The organism is Ructibacterium sp. SJQ-7 (assembly GCF_054696575.1).
The window spans coordinates 2,427,770-2,445,593 of sequence record NZ_CP195193.1; the positions used below are offsets into that span (position 1 = coordinate 2,427,770).

Annotated in this window: 14 protein-coding genes; 12 read left to right on the top strand and 2 right to left on the bottom strand. The window is 40.0% G+C overall.

The window, feature by feature from the left end:
• The first annotated feature begins 8 nt into the window (after positions 1-8).
• The 12 genes from ACSAMO_RS10530 (at position 9) to ACSAMO_RS10585 (ending at position 15,454) form a co-directional block, all read left to right on the top strand.
• Positions 9-1,172 (top strand): amidohydrolase, encoded by a 1,164-nt coding sequence (locus ACSAMO_RS10530; RefSeq protein WP_337869249.1) that lies wholly within the window; start codon positions 9-11, stop codon positions 1,170-1,172.
• Positions 1,173-1,387: 215 nt separating this feature from the next.
• Positions 1,388-3,916, top strand: coding sequence for an efflux RND transporter permease subunit (locus tag ACSAMO_RS10535; protein ID WP_499209285.1), 2,529 nt, complete (start codon positions 1,388-1,390; stop codon positions 3,914-3,916).
• On the top strand, positions 3,891-7,313 hold the full coding sequence (locus ACSAMO_RS10540) for a hypothetical protein (protein ID WP_499209286.1): 3,423 nt from the start codon (positions 3,891-3,893) through the stop codon (positions 7,311-7,313). Before ACSAMO_RS10535 ends, ACSAMO_RS10540 begins: the two co-directional genes overlap by 26 nt.
• The gene (locus tag ACSAMO_RS10545) at positions 7,282-7,866 is read left to right on the top strand and encodes a TetR/AcrR family transcriptional regulator (RefSeq protein ID WP_147514227.1); all 585 of its coding nucleotides are present in this window, start codon (positions 7,282-7,284) and stop codon (positions 7,864-7,866) included. Before ACSAMO_RS10540 ends, ACSAMO_RS10545 begins: the two co-directional genes overlap by 32 nt.
• A 436-nt stretch (positions 7,867-8,302) precedes the next feature.
• On the top strand, positions 8,303-9,562 hold the full coding sequence (hflX, locus tag ACSAMO_RS10550) for a GTPase HflX (protein WP_117968613.1): 1,260 nt from the start codon (positions 8,303-8,305) through the stop codon (positions 9,560-9,562).
• Position 9,563: 1 nt separating this feature from the next.
• Positions 9,564-10,208, top strand: a complete 645-nt coding sequence (locus ACSAMO_RS10555) for a YigZ family protein (protein ID WP_499209287.1) — start codon at positions 9,564-9,566, stop codon at positions 10,206-10,208.
• Positions 10,205-10,822, top strand: coding sequence for a hypothetical protein (locus ACSAMO_RS10560; RefSeq protein WP_412275150.1), 618 nt, complete (start codon positions 10,205-10,207; stop codon positions 10,820-10,822). Before ACSAMO_RS10555 ends, ACSAMO_RS10560 begins: the two co-directional genes overlap by 4 nt.
• Before the next feature lie 26 nt (positions 10,823-10,848).
• The gene (gene trxA, locus ACSAMO_RS10565) at positions 10,849-11,166 is read left to right on the top strand and encodes a thioredoxin (protein WP_412275152.1); all 318 of its coding nucleotides are present in this window, start codon (positions 10,849-10,851) and stop codon (positions 11,164-11,166) included.
• A gap of 162 nt (positions 11,167-11,328) precedes the next feature.
• Complete coding sequence (locus tag ACSAMO_RS10570; protein ID WP_118446574.1) at positions 11,329-12,522, top strand: aspartate aminotransferase family protein; 1,194 nt, start codon at positions 11,329-11,331, stop codon at positions 12,520-12,522.
• 1 nt (position 12,523) lies between these two features.
• Positions 12,524-13,441, top strand: a complete 918-nt coding sequence (gene argF / locus ACSAMO_RS10575; RefSeq protein WP_117968608.1) for an ornithine carbamoyltransferase — start codon at positions 12,524-12,526, stop codon at positions 13,439-13,441.
• 15 nt (positions 13,442-13,456) lie between these two features.
• Complete coding sequence (locus tag ACSAMO_RS10580) at positions 13,457-13,954, top strand: GNAT family N-acetyltransferase (protein ID WP_117968607.1); 498 nt, start codon at positions 13,457-13,459, stop codon at positions 13,952-13,954.
• Positions 13,955-14,572: 618 nt separating this feature from the next.
• Positions 14,573-15,454 carry an alpha/beta hydrolase fold domain-containing protein gene (locus ACSAMO_RS10585; RefSeq protein WP_337599316.1) on the top strand — a complete coding sequence of 294 codons (882 nt, stop codon included), beginning with the start codon at positions 14,573-14,575 and terminating at the stop codon, positions 15,452-15,454.
• Between the two features lie 37 nt (positions 15,455-15,491).
• Here the strand turns inward: ACSAMO_RS10585 and ACSAMO_RS10590 are convergent, their stop codons facing one another.
• Together ACSAMO_RS10590 and ACSAMO_RS10595 are read right to left on the bottom strand one after the other, a co-directional pair.
• A complete protein-coding gene (locus tag ACSAMO_RS10590; RefSeq protein ID WP_499209288.1) occupies positions 15,492-16,844 on the bottom strand; it encodes a L,D-transpeptidase family protein in 1,353 nt (450 codons plus the stop codon).
• A 148-nt stretch (positions 16,845-16,992) separates the two neighbouring features.
• Positions 16,993-17,787, bottom strand: coding sequence for a TIGR00282 family metallophosphoesterase (locus ACSAMO_RS10595; RefSeq protein WP_308456357.1), 795 nt, complete (start codon positions 17,785-17,787; stop codon positions 16,993-16,995).
• Positions 17,788-17,824: the final 37 nt, after the last annotated feature.

The following is a 17,824-nucleotide window of genomic DNA, read 5'->3' on the forward strand; positions in this document are numbered from 1 at the left end:
ATAAAACTATGAAGACACTTATAAAAAATGCCGAAATAGTAACAATGACAGGCGAAAAGTACAAGAACGGCTGTATATTGTTTGATGAAAAAATACAGTATGTAGGTGAAGATAAAGCATTTGAGGCGGATAAGATTATTGACGCAGAGGGTAAAATCGTTATGCCCGGACTGATTGACGCACATTGTCATGTCGGAATGTTTGAAGATTCGCTTGGATTTGAGGGTGATGACGGTAACGAGGACAGCGACCCGATAATGCCGCACCTTCGTGCGATTGACGGAATAAATCCGTTTGACCGTGGGTTTAAAGACGCATATAACGCAGGTGTTACAACCGTTGTAACAGGACCCGGCAGTGCAAACCCTGTGGGCGGACAGTTTGCGGCGGTTAAGACGTACGGAATATGCGTAGATGATATGATTATTAAAACACCTGTTGCAATGAAATTTGCACTTGGTGAAAACCCAAAATGCGTGTACAATGAAAAGGACGAGGCACCTGTTACGCGTATGGGAACAATGGCATTGATACGCGAATTGCTTATAAAATCAAGAGATTATATGAATCAGCTTGACGCATATAATGAAAACAGCGAAGAACACGACAAGCCTGAATTCGACATAAAGCTTGACGCAATGATACCTGTACTCAAAAAACAGATACCTGTTAAAATTCACGCACACAGGGCAGACGATATTTGCAGTGCAATCAGATTGGGCAAAGAATTTGATATTTGCGTTACGCTTGAGCATTGCTCGGACGGTGACAGAATAGCACCGATTTTGGAACGTGAAAAATTACCTGTAATGCTTGGTCCGACACTTTCGGACAGAAGTAAACCGGAGCTTAAAAACTTAACCTTTGATACATATAAAAATCTTTCGGACAGAGGTATTGACGTTGCGATAATAACAGACCACCCCGAAATTACGATTGAAAATCTGTCGCTTTGTGCGGTTATGGCGGTTAAGCACGGTATGGACGAAGAAAAAGCACTGAAAGCGATAACCTCCACAGCGGCAAAAAACTGTTGGATTGACGACAGAGTAGGTACGCTTGAAGTCGGTAAAGATGCCGATATTGCAGTGTTTACCGATTTGCCGACAAGATTTGAGTCTGAATGTGTTATGACGTTTATAGACGGAAAATGTGTAACAGACATAAAGTAAGAATGGGACGATAAAACGTCCTTTTTCTTTTATACAAAAACATGGTTTTGAATTAATTTGTTTTGGGCAAAGTGACAAAATTTGTAGAAATAGACACAAAGTTATTTGTAAGTGTCGGAAAATAAACACCGATATGAAAATTGACTGTTGACGTACAAAGTGACGGAATTTATAATATGTATTGATGAGATTAATGTTTTCGGAGATGTAAATATATGAAGAAAAATGATGTGAAAAATGATAGTCGAAAAGACAATAATTTAATGGTAAAAATAGCAACTTTTATTGTTGATAAAAGACGTGCATTCTATTTAATATTTGCACTTGCACTTGTATTGTGCGTAATATCAATACCGAAAGTGCAGGTAAACAACGACATAAGTTCATATCTTCCCGAAGAAACGGAAACAAGACGCGGACTTACTTTAATGGACGATGAGTTTATTACATACGATACGGAAAAAATAATGGTTACGACCATAACGACCGAAACAGCGGAAAAGCTGAAAGATAAACTCGAAAAGGTTGACGGAGTAAAAGAGGTTGAGTTTGAAAATGACGACGACCACTATAAAGATTCTGCGGCATTGTTTACGGTTACGCTTAGCGTGCGTGACGATTTGGACAGGGAACTTGAAATTGTCAATGATTTGAAAGCACAGCTTGACGGATATGACTTCTATGCTTATTCCGACAGTATAGACGACAGTTCTAAACAGCTTGAAAAAGAAATGACCGTTATTTTGGGTATAGCACTTGTGATAATTATAGCGGTTTTGCTGTTCACGTCACAGAGCTTTATGGAAGTGCCGATATTCCTTATAGTATTCGGCGTGGCGGCACTTTTGAATATGGGTACGAACTATCTGCTCGGTGAAATTTCGTTTATTACAAAGTCGGTTGCGGTGGTGTTGCAGTTGGCTCTGGCGATTGACTATGCGATTATCCTTTCGCACAGATTTGCGGAGGAAAAGCAGACAAAGAATGCGTATGACGCGATAGTAACCGCACTTTCAAAGGCTATCCTTGAAATCAGTTCATCAAGTCTTACAACACTTGCAGGTCTTGCCGCACTTATGGTAATGCAGCTTAGAATCGGTATGGATATGGGTTTGGTACTTTGTAAAGGTATCATATGCAGTCTTGTTACGGTGTTCTTTATTATGCCCGGCTTGCTTTTGGCATTTTCGGATAAGATTGATAAAACAACTCACCGTTCTTTTGTGCCGAGTATCGAGAAATGGTGTAAGGTTGTTATTAAATTAAAGAACATTGTACCTTACATATTTATTGCGATTATAGCAGTCGGTGCGGTGCTTTCGTCAATGAGTAACTATGCTTTTGACGCCACAGCCGAACAGCTTAAAAAGCCGACCGAAAACTCAATCGCAAAACGAAAGGTTGACGAAATTTTCGGTACGGACCATCAGCTTGCTGTAATTGTTCCGTCCGGTGACTATGACAGAGAGGCGAAAGTTATATCGCTTGTCGAGGAAAATCCGAGCATAAATTCGGCTTTGGGGCTTGCAAATACGGAGCTTGACGACGACCACATACTTACCGAAAAAATCAACGCAAGAGAAACTTCAAAGCTTATGAATATTGATTATGATTTGTGTTGCCTTTTGTTCCAGGCATACGGCGCGGAACACGATGAATACAGTGCAATATTCGGTGATGTAAATGATTACGAAGTGCCTATAATCGACTTGTTTATGTATGTACACGAGAAGATGGATTTGGGTGTAATCAATCTTGACGAAGATCAAACGAATGATATTAACGACCTTTACGACAAGCTGACAGACGCGAAAGACCAGCTTGAAAGCGATAATTATTCAAGAATAATCTTTACATATAAATGTGACATTGAAAGTGACGAGGCATATCAAATGCTTAAAGACGTCAGAAGTGACGTTGAAAAGTATTATGACGAATGTTTGCTTGTCAGCGACAGCGTAAACAGCCGTGACTTGGGTGATTCGTTCGGCGGAGACAATAATAAGATTAATCTTATAACAATCTTGGCATTGCTTTTGATATTGATGTTCACATTCCGTTCGGCAGGTGTTCCGGTGCTTTTGGTACTTGCGATACAGGGAAGTGTGTGGATTAACTTCTCAATTCCGTTCCTTACAGGGCAGAGATTGTACTTCCTTGCATACTTGGTTGTAAGTTCAATTCAGATGGGTGCTACGATTGACTATGCTATCGTATTTACGAACAGATACCTTGAATTAAAGGAAACAATGGATAATAAACAGGCGGCGTCAACCGCACTTAACCAATCGTTCCCGACAATTCTTACATCAGGTTCAATCCTTACACTTGCGGGATTTTTAATAGGTATGATTTCGACAAATGCTATTATATCGGCACTCGGTACGGCACTTGGACGCGGAACGTTAATATCAATAGTTATAGTAATGATGGTACTTCCGCAAATTGTACTGTTGTGCGATAAGTTTATTGAAAAGACCGCATTCGGTAAAAAGGCAACAGATGACGACAAAGCGGCGAAGAGAGAAATGTCCGGAATTATGTTCGTCAACGGTCGTGTCAGAGGTCACGTTTCAGGCTTTATGGACGGTGTATTCTACGGCTTGGTAAAGGGTGATATAGACGCGAAAGTCGAACTTGGAAATCAACAGGATTTGTTGCTTACAGAGAGTAAGGAAGATAATATAAAAATAGATGAAAAGCAGGAGGATGAGGATAATGAGAACAACGAAGAAGAACAATAAAATCATATCTTTTCTGACTGCACTTGTTATAATGCTAAACATATTACCTATGTGCATTGTACAGGCAGACGACACTGTTGCAATATCGACAGTGAACGACCTTAAAGAATTTTTTGAAAAGTGCGTATATGACGAGTATTCAAAAAATAAGAAGTTCGTATTACAAAATGATATTGATTTAAACGGTGTGGAAATAAAAAGTGCGGAGGTATTCTGCGGAACTTTCGAGGGAGGCGGTCACAGTATAAAGAATGTCAAGCTTTCATTTGAGGGTTCAAATAAAGGACTTTTCTGTTCAGTGACAAAAGAAGGTCAGATCAGAGATTTGAACGTAACAGGAGATATAAAGGTTACAGTCGGAACCGATACGGAATCGGTTTTTAGACAAAAAGCCACCTCGATTTTGAGTAAGACTGATATAAATACTCAAAATTTTGATAAAGGCTCAAAAGGTGCAGGCGGACTTGTCGGCTATAACGAGGGTAAAATCGTAAACTGTTCATACGGCGGAAATATCAAAGGTCAGAAACAGGTCGGAGGACTTGTCGGCTACAATGCAATGACCGGTGTTGTTGATTCTTCCGCAAATTCGGCTACAGTTGTTGGTGACAGTGAAACAGGCGGTATAGTCGGTTACAATGAGGGCAGAATAAAGCTAAGTCGAAATGACGGAAAGGTATGCCCGGATGCAAACGAAAATACGGTAAACGCCGGCGGTATCTGCGGTAATAACGAGGGTGCGGTTGTTATTTGTACAAATAACGGCGCTGTCGGCGGCGAAAGCTTCGGCGACAATATCGGCGGTATAGTCGGTACACAAAGCGGTGAAGTAAGAGAATGTATCAATAATGCCGCTGTTCAGGGAAGAAGAAGTGTCGGCGGTGTAGTCGGTCGATTTGAACCGTATACAGATATTGACTTGTCTTATCAGAGTGCAAAAGCGGCAATAGAAAAAGATATAGATACATTCCAAAACGATGTTTCAAGTGCAAGAACAAAGTTGATTGAATACGGTTTGAAACTGTTGACAGGTTCAAATGATGTGTCGGGACTTATGTCGCTTTTAGGCTTGGGTGACGCAAAAAATAATACACGTTCAAGGCTTGACGTTCTTACGGATTCAGCCGTCAATATGATGGACAGTATAACAAATGCGGTAAATTCGGCGTCTGACAGTAATGTGACAGGTTCGCTGAAAGATACGCTTGACCAAGCAAGAGGAGATATATCTTCGTTTACAGACGAATCAAAGCAGTCAATCAGAGATGTAAGTAATTCGCTTAATACTTCTCTTGAATCGCTTGATGATTTCCTTGACGAATTTGACGGCAAGGGTGATGAATTGTCAGACCTTATCGACAATTTGAACGATTCGCTTGATAAGGGCAAAGATGATGTTGACGATTCAAAAGACAAACTTTCAAATCGTCTTGACAAGATGGAAAAAGATATTGATGATGTAATTGATAATCTTGACGATACAAATGAAGAATTGAAGAAACTTTTAAGACAGCTTAAATATGTATCGGGTGATGTCGGTGATTCGGTCAGTGATACAATGGAGGATCTTGACAACCTTGTTTTGAATATGAGCAAGGAATTGAAAGGCTTAAAAGATACAATTAAATCATTTAAAGACGTACTTGATAAGTTGGGTTCAACACTTCCTACATTAAAGCCGTTGCCTACATTAGGTCCTATGATAAGACCTACGGCAACGCCAAGCAATGGCGGTAGTGACAGTAGCGGAGGTAACAGCGGTGGAAGCGACAGCAATAATGATACTTCTTCGGAAAGTGTAAAATCTGAGGACGATATTGATCCGGGCTACAACGTAACACCTGACGGTGAGCTTGACAGCAGTTATGACGTTGAACCGTCTGTTGTCGGTATGCTAAAGGATATGTTGTTCACAACGGCTAAAGCGGCGGAAACAGATGATGAAAAAACTGCAATAAGTGATTTGAAAAGTACGGATATTTCATTGCCAAGACTTATCGGTGATGAAAATGCCGATACGGCACTTGTGAAATATTGTATAAATAACGGTACCGTAGACGGAACCGAATCGACAGGCGGTGTAGTCGGATGTGTCGGCTTTGAGTCGATAGTTCGTTCCGGCGAAAACTTTACTTTGCCTGACGGCACTAAAGTAAATTCCGATTCTGTTTTGAAAGCTGTAATTGATTCTTGTATAAGTTTCGGTAATGTAACCGCAGAATCGAAATATGCGGGCGGTATTTGCGGTAAGAGTGATATAGGCGATATAAAAAATTCGCTTACAACAGGCGAAATTACTGTAAATGACGGCAGTTACAGCGGTGGTACGGCAGGATATACAAGCGGAAATATAGATAATTGTATTGCGATAAATGATGTTGACGGTAACGACCATATCGGCGGTATTGCCGGCTCGGCTAAAAATATTAATACGTCATATTCGCTTCCGAGATTGGACGGTAAAAAAGATGATGCCGGTGCGATAGTGGGATTTGTTGACGGTGACGTTACGGGTTGTTATTTTATTGATGAGGGACTTTCAGGTATAAGCGGAATGAACCTTGAGGGCAGAGCAGAGGCTGTCAAGCCTGACGATATGACAACGTCTGACGGCAGTTTCCCGAGCCGTATGCCGCTTTTGGATAACGGTAATTTCTATATGGCGGACGGAGATAAATTCCTTCCGCAAATAAAGAGCTTGGCTCAAAATGACGCCGAGAGTATAGGTGCGATTTTGCAGTCAAAGTCAACAGAACTTTCAAGATTTCATTTCAATGTTATATTCAAGGATAAAGATAAAGAATTGAAGTCAATGACAGTTGATTACGGTACTGTATTAAATGACAGCGATATACCGAAGCTTACCGCTGACGGCAGTGAAGTTCCGATGTGGGATAAGGACGTGAAAAGTCCTATCATACGTCACACTACATTTTTGGCAGAATACAACAAGGCGACAACGACTATTTCATCAGGCGAAGAACCGCCGTTAATGCTTGCCGAAAGCGTATTTGCGGATAATACAACATTGTCGCTCAAAGAGGAAGATGTTGACCACGTTTTTGACGGCTACAAAAACGGTAAGGCATACTCATTTACATTAAGTAAAGATGCTTATGATGTTATAAAAGTACATATTCGTGATGATAAGAAAAAGGCTGCAAAGATTGCAGTACAGATTGACGGTAAATGGAGTATGGTTGATTGTACGATTGACGGCAGTTATGCGGTTTTTGAAACGGCAAAACCTTGTAAATATGTATTGCTTTATAAGAAAATATCGCCGATTGTACCGATTGCGATTTGTGGGGGAACGGCTGTTTTGCTGATGGCTGTGTTCATTGTGCTTAGGAGGATAAAAAAACATGGAAGAAGTAAAGAAAAAGAAAACGTATAGGAATTTTACACGTTCTGAAAAAGCGATTGTCCATGCGTATGTCGAACTTATGCAAAAGAATAAGAAGATAACCGTTACCGATATTGTCAATACGGCTGATCTTAACAGAAGTACATTTTACGCACATTTCAAAACAGCTGACGATGTTCGCGAAAAAATCCAGACGGACGTTATAAATGAACTGTTCGGTTCGATAAATAAAAACGCAATTAAGAGTGTTCTTGAAGATCCGTATGATATTATGAATCACGTTCGTGAATTTATTGAGGACGACGAGGAAATGTATAAAATGCTCTTGAATACAGACGGTGCGGATAAGTTCCTTAAAAGACTTCGCGATATAGTTATTGAAAAGTGTATGAGTGATGCGTCAGAAGCTTCGTATATCAGCGATAAAGAATCGTTTGAAATGAATTTGAGATTGTTTATCGGCGGTTATGTTTCGGTTATTGAGGATTGGGCGGCAGGCAGTATTGGTATGTCACTTAAAAAGTGTACCGAAATTATGAGCGAATCAATTAAAATTTGCATTCAAAAATATGTGAAAAGATAGCCACCACTCCGGCACTATGTGCCACCTCTCCTCAAGGAGAGGCGTTAGGCTCCCATAGAGGGGCTGTCGGCGTAGCCGACTGAGGGGTGGCAAATATGAAAAAGCATAAATCGTCTGTTTGCGTATACAATAAATCCGTAGGGGCGATCATTGGTCGCCCGAGTGAATATAAAATTAAAACCACCACTCCGGCACTATGTGCCACCTCTCCTCAAGGAGAGACTTTCGGCTCCCATAGAGGGGAGCTGTCGGCGTAGCCGACTGAGGGGTGGCAAATATAAAACACACGATATAACTTAAAATATCGGTATGGAAAAAATCATACCGATATTTTTTATTTATAATATTAAAATTTTTTGAATTTTTCACCAAAAGGGTATACTAAAAACGATTTTTTTGTTATACTGAATATATAGAAACAAAAAGCGAGGTAAATATGGAGTATAACGAGCAAAAACAGGAACGTGTAATTTTAGCGGGTGTACATCGCGGTATGCGTGACGCACTTTGGGATACAACTGAAGAATCAATACATGAGCTTGGCGAATTGGTAAAAACGGCAGGCGGTATTGTTGTGGGTGAAATGATTCAAAACAAGGCTGATTTGGAAAGTGCAACGTATATGGGCGAGGGTAAACTTGATGAACTCAAAATTGCCATAGAAACGCTTAATGCCGATATGGTTGTGTTTGATGATGAGCTTTCGCCTGTACAAATGAGAAATATAAGTGATTTTCTTGAAATAAAAGTGCTTGACCGTTCTATGCTTATACTTGATATTTTCGCAATGCGTGCAAAAAGCGGCGAGGGTAAACTTCAAGTTGAACTTGCACAGCTTAAATACCGCTTGCCGCGACTTCGCGGTTTCGGTGTGGAAATGAGCCGTACAGGGGCGGGAATAGGCACAAGAGGTCCGGGTGAAACGCGTCTTGAAAGTGACAGACGTCATATAAGACGAAGAATTTCGGCACTTGAAGAAGAAATCAAGGAACTGAAAAAACATCGCGGACTTATTCGGGACAGACGCAAGAAAGACGGTGTTATAACTGCGGCACTTGTGGGTTACACGAATGCAGGCAAATCAACGCTTTTAAACACGCTTACAGACGCACAGGTGTTTGCGGAAGATAAACTTTTCGCAACGCTTGACCCTACATCAAGAGCGATAACACTTGACGATAACAGAAAAATATTACTTGTTGATACTGTTGGTTTTATAAGAAAACTTCCGCACCATCTTATTGAGGCTTTTAAATCAACACTTGAAGAAGCGGTTGTGGCAGATGTGCTTTTACACGTTATTGATGCGTCGGGGGAAGAAATGGACAATCAAATCACAGTCGTGGAACAAGTTTTGTCTGATATCGGTGCGGTCGGTAAGCCGGTTGTGGCGGTGTTTAATAAGTGTGACAGACTTGAAGATTATCCGATAACGAATTTAAAGAGTGACAAGTGCGTATATATAAGTGCCAAGCACAGAACAAATATTGATAAATTGATTGAAGCGATAGCCGACACCGCACCCGGTAAAAAGCAGAAAGTTAAGGCTTGCATACCGTACAGTGCAGGTTCGCTTGTGAATGAACTTCATGAAAATCAAAAAGTAATATCAGAAGAATACGGCGAAAACGGCACTGTAATGGAGCTTATGGTAGACGCTCAAATGTATGATAAAATAAGGGAGTATATTTTGTAAAATGTCAAAAAAAGACGTATACAAAACGGTAAAAAAGCAGTCGCAGTCACTGCTTATAGAGAAAAAATCAAAATTTATTGCAAATGTAAAACCTGTTGACAATGAAGATGACGCACTTGCGTTTTTGAATGAAATGCGTTCAAAGTATTCAGATGCAACGCATAATGTTTACGCATATGTGATTGACGAAAATAATATTTTTCGTTACAGTGATGACGGCGAACCGTCGGGGACGGCAGGAATGCCCGTTCTTGACGCAATCCGTAAATCCGGGATAGTTGATGTGGTTGTGGTGGTTACGCGTTATTTCGGCGGTACACTTCTCGGAACGGGCGGACTTGTACATACTTACGGAGCATCGGCAAAACAGGGCCTGATTGAGTCGAAAATAGTTATAAGAAAGCTTTGCGATATAGTTTCTGTAAAAGTTGATTATTCTCTGCTCGGAAAAATGCAACATGAGATTATGACTAAAGGATATTTGCTTGAGGACACTATTTACGAAGATGAGGTTACTTTTATCATATCGTGTCCGATTGATACGACCGATAAAGTTATTGCGGAAATAATCAATATGACGAATGCAGGAGCGGTTTGTGAAAAGATTGATAAAAAATATGTTGATGTTAAGGAGGAAGAGGGATGAAGAAAGTAATTAAAGCGATATGCTGTATATTGGCTGCCGTTATACTTGTCGGTGGCGGATATGTGGCAGGTCAGAGAGCAAAACAAAGCAGTATCGTATCGGCACTGCCTAAAAATATTCTCGATATGCCGAAAGAGAGCAATGAGCCTTCGGAAAGTGCTAAACCTGAGAGTAAGCCTTCGGAAGATGTGCCTGAACCGAAAGAGGATGTAAGAATAATAAATAAATCGAATGAGTCAGCAGTTGATTCAACGTGGAGTACAGTTGAATCATCGAGCAACACAACCGATAACGGTGCACTTACATTATACACTTCCGCACAAAAAGACGGTGATGAATTTATTTGGGACGACAGTCAAAAGTGGGTGCTTGAAGTATCGGACGGTAACGGCGGATATTATACATTGTTTGACCAAAATGTAAGTAACGGAAGTGTTTATTACGATGTTGCCGAAACCGACAACGGTACGAAAAATATAAATGTATATGTTTTCACCGGTGCGGGAACAACAATAAAGCAATATACACACACCGAAACGGGATTTTCCGAAAAGAGCGTGTATGAATCCGGTGCTGTAAACAGAGTGTTTACAACAATCCCGTCATATAAATAACACAGTTCATAGAGGAGGAAATACAAATGGAAATCGAATTGACAAAGGAAAACTATGATGGTGAAGTTATAAAGTCAAATATGCCTGTGCTTGTTGACTTTTGGGCTTCTTGGTGCGGACCTTGCAAAATGGTTGCGCCTATAATCTCACAAATTGCAGAGGAATACAACGGTAAAGTTAAGGTGTGCAAGGTTAATGTTGACAATCAAGGCGAGCTTGCCGCTCAAAATGCTATTGTTTCAATACCGACTGTAATTTTATTTATAGACGGCAAACCTGTTAAGAAGATTGTCGGCGCACATTCTCTTGACGATTACGAGGACGCAATAGATGAATTTATATGATTAAAACTGATTAATTATTCAGTACAGTGCATAAATATTCATACGCAATGAATATTTATGCACTGTTTTTATATGATTTAAACTTTTTTGTCAAAAAGACTTGCATTTTTATTCAAAAAGGAGTATAATCATAAACGTATTTGAAATTTTGGAGGGTTAGTAATGCTTGATGAAGTTATACAATTAGATAAAAAATATTATTTGAATACTTTCGGCGACAGACTTCCTGTATGCTTTGAAAAGGGCGAGGGAATGAAACTGTTTGACGACAAGGGTAATACATATTACGATTTTCTCGGCGGAATTGCCGTAAATGCGTTGGGTCACGGACACAAAGATTTTATAAACGCACTTAAAAATCAACTTGATAAAGTAGTGCATACATCAAGTCTTTATTATATAGAAAATCAAGCAAAGCTTGCACAAAAGCTTGTTGAAAATACTTGTGCAGAAAAAGCGTTTTTCGCAAACAGCGGTGCAGAGGCCAATGAGGGTGCATTCAAACTTGCAAAGATTTATTATTATAAAAAAGGTTTGGATAAGTATGAGATAATCACGCTTGATAAGTCATTCCACGGCAGAACTCTTGCAACCGTTGCGGCTACAGGCCAGGAAAAATATCAAAAGCCGTACAGACCGTTGACACCGGGTTTCAAGCAGGTTGAGCCTAATAATTTTAAAGCGATTGAGGACGCGGTTACTGATAAAACTGCGGCAATTATGATTGAACTTATTCAAGGTGAAAGCGGAGTTCATCCGATGGATAAGGAATACGTTGAAAAGCTTAGAAAGCTATGCGACGAGAAAGATATTATTCTTATTTTTGACGAAGTACAGACCGGTATGGGCAGAACAGGTTATCTTTTTGCACATCAAATGTACGGCGTTGAACCGGATATTTTCACTTCGGCAAAGGCACTTGGCGGCGGTATTCCGATTGGCGCGGTATGTGCGGGCAAAAAGGTTGCGTCTGCATTTGAACCGGGTGACCACGGAACAACATTCGGCGGTAATCCGTTCGCAACGGCGGCAGGATTGGCTGTGTTTGATATTTTTGAAAAGGAACATCTTGTTGAAAATGCAGGTAAGATGGGTAAGTATTTTAAAGAAAAACTTACAGAACTTCAAAATAAATATTCGGATAAAATTACAGATGTCAGAAATGCAGGTCTTTTGATTGGTATTCAGTTGGAGGACAGCATAGCTAAGACTGTATTTAATAAGTTGTTTGAAAATAAAATGCTTACAAGCCTTTGCGGCGGCAACACAATCAGAATTGCACCGCCGTTAATTATAAAAGAAACAGACATCGACTTGTTTATTAATACATTAAGCAGTATATTGGAGGAATTATAAAATGAAAGATTTAATCAGTTTACACGATTTAACTTCAGAAGAAGTAAAAGGACTTTTGGAGCTTGGTTTAAAATTAAAAAAGGAACAGAAAAGCGGAATTGAACATCATATTTTAAAGGGTAAAACACTTGGTATGATATTCACAAAATCATCAACAAGAACAAGAGTATCATTTGAAGTGGGTATGACTCAACTTGGCGGTTATCCGTTGTTCTTATCGTCAAACGACATTCAGCTTGGACGCGGCGAATCAATTTACGATACTGCAAAGGTTTTGGAAAGAATGCTTGACGGTATTATGATTCGTACTTACGCACATCAAGATGTTTTGGACCTTGCAGAATATGCAAATATTCCTGTAATCAACGCACTTACAGACTTGCTTCACCCATGTCAAGTGCTTGCAGACCTTATGACAACATATGAGCATAAGGGTAAGCTTGAGGGCTTGAAACTTGCATATATCGGTGACGGTAATAATATGGCTCATTCGCTTATGTACGGCTGTGCAAAGGCAGGTATGGACTGTGCAATCGCAACACCTGAAAATTATCAGTGTGATGCGGAAGTGGTTGCAAACGCAAAGGACGACTTCAAGAAGTCGGGGAAAGAATTGATTTTGACAACAGACCCGGTTGAGGCAATTAAAAATGCAGATGTAGTTTATACAGATACATGGGTATCAATGGGACAAGAGGCTGAAAAGGCAGAAAGACAAAAGATATTTATGCCATATCAAGTAAACGGTGAATTGTTCAAGAATGCCGCAGATGACGCTGTATTTATGCACTGCTTGCCTGCATATCGCGGTTTTGAAGTTACAGAAGAAGTTATAGACGGACCTCAATCTGTTATTTTTGACGAGGCTGAAAACAGACTTCACGCTCAAAAGGCAGTTATGGCAACATTGATGGGATAATCGGAGGTTATAGTAATGGAAAGTGATTATCAGTCATTATTTCAAGTGCGTTTGGCTAATTATGACGATATACCCGCAATTATGAATATCACGCGTGAGGCATTTGTTAAATATCAGCAGATGTCAGGCGTTGAAAATCTTGCGGCACTTGAAGAATCGTATAATGATGTGAAAAAAGATATAGATACAAAAGTTGTATTGCTTGCATTGTCGGACGGCGAACCTGTCGGCAGTGTGAGAGTAGAGGTATTTCCGGATAAAACGGCATATTTGTCGCGTTTTGCGGTAAAGGTTACAAGTCAAAATAACGGTATCGGTAAATCAATAATGAATCTTGTTGATAAAATTATGGTTAAAAAGGGTGTAACTCAAATTCAGTTGCATACAGGCTCAAAGATTACATCGCTTATTCGTTTTTATTACGGCAGAGGATTTTATATTGATTCGACAGATAAGTCGCGAGGTTATGTTCGTGCATTGCTGATTAAGGAATATCAAAAGAAAGATTGTTAGGTAAAAGGGACACTAAAATTTAGTGTCCCTTTTGATATGCAGTAAATATAAATAAACCTTGTGGGCGGCCGATGACCGCCCCTACAAATAGGTAGTCGATAATTATTGAAATTCGTAGGGGCGACCGTTGGTTGTCCAAGTAGTATGGGACGGCGCACACGACCTCCGGTAAAAGCCACACCTCAGTCAACTGTGTTGACATCTCCCCTCGATGGGAGCCGAAAAGCCTCTCCTTGAGGAGAGGTGTCACGAAGTGACGGAGTGGTGGCGATAATAAAAATAGCATAGCCACACCACAGTTGGCATTACCGACAGCACCCCGCAATGGGAGCCAAAGAGCCTCTCCTTGAGGAGAGGTGTCACGAAGTGACGGAGTGGTGGCGATAATAAAAATAGCATAGCCACACCACAGTTGGCATTACCGACAGCACCCCACAATGGAAGCCGAAAAGCCTCTCCTTGAGGAGAGGTGTCACGAAGTGACGGAGTGGTGGCGATAAAAAATAAATTCGTAGGGGCGACCATTGGTCGCCTTGATTTTGCGGGGACACTAAACATTCTCTTGACAAAATCACTTATAAAATGTATACTAAACAAAAACACTTATGGAGATATTATATGAAATTATTGGCGGACTTAATATTAAACGGTGCAGAAACGATGAAAATGTCGGAGAACATAAAAAAGAATTTCGACAATCCCGAAAGAAACAACGGTGAATTGAGAGCAGATAAATTTAAAGGGTTTATAACAGATGAATGGAATGTGGACGGCTTTAATGTTATAACAGTAAGCAGCAAAAAAACAAACGGGGGACATGTTATATTTTTGCATGGCGGAGGATATGTCGCAGAGGCGACAGCATCTCACAGAAGAATTATTGAAGAACTTGTGAAGATGTACGGATTGAAAGTGACTTTTATAGACTATCCGCTTGCACCTGAGCATACATATGAAAAAACACACGAAATCGTAATGAAAGCATACAGAGAGATTACAATTAAAAATTACGGTGATGAATTTTATTTGTTCGGTGACAGTGCAGGCGGTGGATTGGCATTGGCAGTTTTGCAGATATTGCGTGATGAAAAAATAATACCGTTTCCGAAAAAGACAGTTTTAATGTCACCATGGGTTGACTTGACTATGAGCAATCCGAAAATAGGGGAGGCGGCGGAACGCGATCCGCTTTTGACGATGGATTGCCTGTACCACGCGGCGGAGAGATATATTGGAAATGGTGACGCTAAAAATGCTGTGCTTTCACCTATATTCGGAAGAATGGATAATCTCGGTAAAATATTTTTGTTGACAGGAACTCATGAAATTTTAAATCCCGATTGCAGAAAGTTAAAAACAAAGTTGATGGCGGCATACGGTACGGAGTTGGAATTTTATGAGGGTGAAAAAATGGTACACGACTGGATTTTGGCAACACCGTTTTATCTTGAGGCATTTAAAGCGATTGAAATGGTCGGAGAATTTTATGTGAACGGCTAATAAAAAAGCAAGCTGAAATCAGCTTGCTTTTTTGATATTATTCTGTAATATAAATTCTTGTATAGAACGGAATTGTATTTGCAATCCAGTTAATATCGCTTGGGTGAAGACGTACACAACCGTGAGAAATATTTACTCCGACACGTCCGTCATATTCTGTACCGTTATAGTAAAGCAATGTTGAATGAAGTGCATAACCGTTATAGAAACGAAGTACAGGGCCTACATAGTAGCTTGGATAATCCCATTCTGTACGTTCAATATATTCAAATTGACCTGTGATGGTAGGCGTATTCCATGCACCTAATGCACAAGGAAATTCTTTTTGAAGTTCCCAATTATATTGTGAGCCTTGATATACTCTTACTTTATATTCGTGCTTTGAAACCCATACAAGATAATTTGTACGGCTTGTAATACCGTTCTTGTTTACAGGTGTTCTGTTGCGATATTCTTTAACCATAGGAGATTCACCAATGATAATATCAAGGTGGTCGTCGAAATCAAGAACATCAAGACTTGAATTAAACGATTCGGCAAGCGTTCTTACAGGAACAAATAGAGAACCCTCGATATAAACCGTTGCGTGAGGCGCGTATGTATCGTTTCCGAAAATCGTTGTATATGCACTGTTTGCGTTAAAAATAACTTGGTCTGAACCGACGCTGCAAACTACGCTGTCATATTTAGGGTCGTATGTAACCTTTAATCCCATTGCCTCACCGATTGCGCGAACAGGCATCATTGCGATACCGTCAACTATTCTTGCACGAGGTGAAACATCTTGAAGAAAGTTACCGCTTACATACATACAAAGTTCTTTATCGTAATTCGGATTACCGTTCATTGCACAACCGTTATTTTGTACATATTCGCCGTTTTCGTTCAAATATCCGTACGTCTGAACTTCAAGAATGCCGTCAGGCTCAATCTTTTTATCGTAATATTTCAATGAACGAAGTCCCGAAACAAGCTTTACCTTGAATTTTTCGCCCATACGATATTGCGGAACGTTGAATATAAGATTTAGCGAAGAAGTATCTTGAGATACATTTTCGGTAATTGAGCCGAGTAATTCATCGGAACTGCTGTAAAGTTCGATAGTTACGTCATTAGGTATTATGTACTTATGTGATGTTATGTCAATATTAAGAACAAATTGTGTTGATAATTCGTTCACCGGTATTGTCGGCGTTGAAGTCGGCTTAACTGTCGGCTCTGCGGTCGGTGTTGCTGTTTCTGTCGGCTCAAATGTTGTTTCCGGTGAAACGGTAGGTTCTTCTGTTACTTGCGGTGTTTCTGTAGGTGCAGGTGACGCTGTTTCGGCGAATGCACCTATTCCGCTCAAAACGATTGATACGGCAAGAAACATTCCTAAAAATTTTTTCATATTTATCTCCCCTTAAACTATTATAAAATAATCATATCACACCGAATTATCAAAGTCAATAAACAATAAAAGCTAAACATAAATTCGGATTAATCACTAAAAAAACACATCAAATTTTAACTAAAATGATGTGCTTTTTTTACTTGACTTATTTTTCACGAATAAAAATTCTTTCAATGTCCGTACACAAACCGCTTTGTTCGTCAATGTCAAAAATACAACCGCAAAATTGTCCTTTTCCGTTCGCAATTTCAAACTTTTGAGGCATACCTGTAATAAATTTTTTTATTATTGCATTATTCTCTCTGCCGAGTATCGATATTTGAGGACCTGTCATTCCGAGGTCGGTTATATTTCCTGTACCTTTCGGAAGAATGACTTCATCGGCTGTTTGAACGTGTGTGTGCGTTCCGAATACGGCTGAAACTTTGCCGTCAAGGAAATATGCCATAGCAAGTTTTTCGCTTGTTGCCTCTGCATGAAAATCTACTATTATAATATTGGTTGATTTCTTTAATTTTGCAACCTCGCGTTCGGCAGCGTCGAAAGGGGAGTCGGCGGGGTCAAGATACGTTCTGCCGATAAGATTTACGACTCCGACTTTAACACCGTTTTTTGCGGTAAAAACGATACTTCCCTCACCCGGACACTTTTTATTGTAATTCGCCGGACGGATTACGTTTCCCTCGTTACGCATAATATCAACAACTTCTTTGGCGTCCCAAGTGTGATTACCCATAGTGATAACGTCAATTCCTGCACGAATAAGCTCGTCATATGCGTTGCGGGCAAGACCTCTGCCGTGGGTGGCATTTTCACCGTTTGCGATAACTAAGTCAATACCTTTCTGATATTTCATATCGTCAACATATTTAAAGAGCATATCGCGTCCTATACGGCTGACAATATCTCCGATACATAGAATTTTCATAATAAAATCCATAGCCTTTCTGCCCGCAGATTTATTTATAACACTGTCT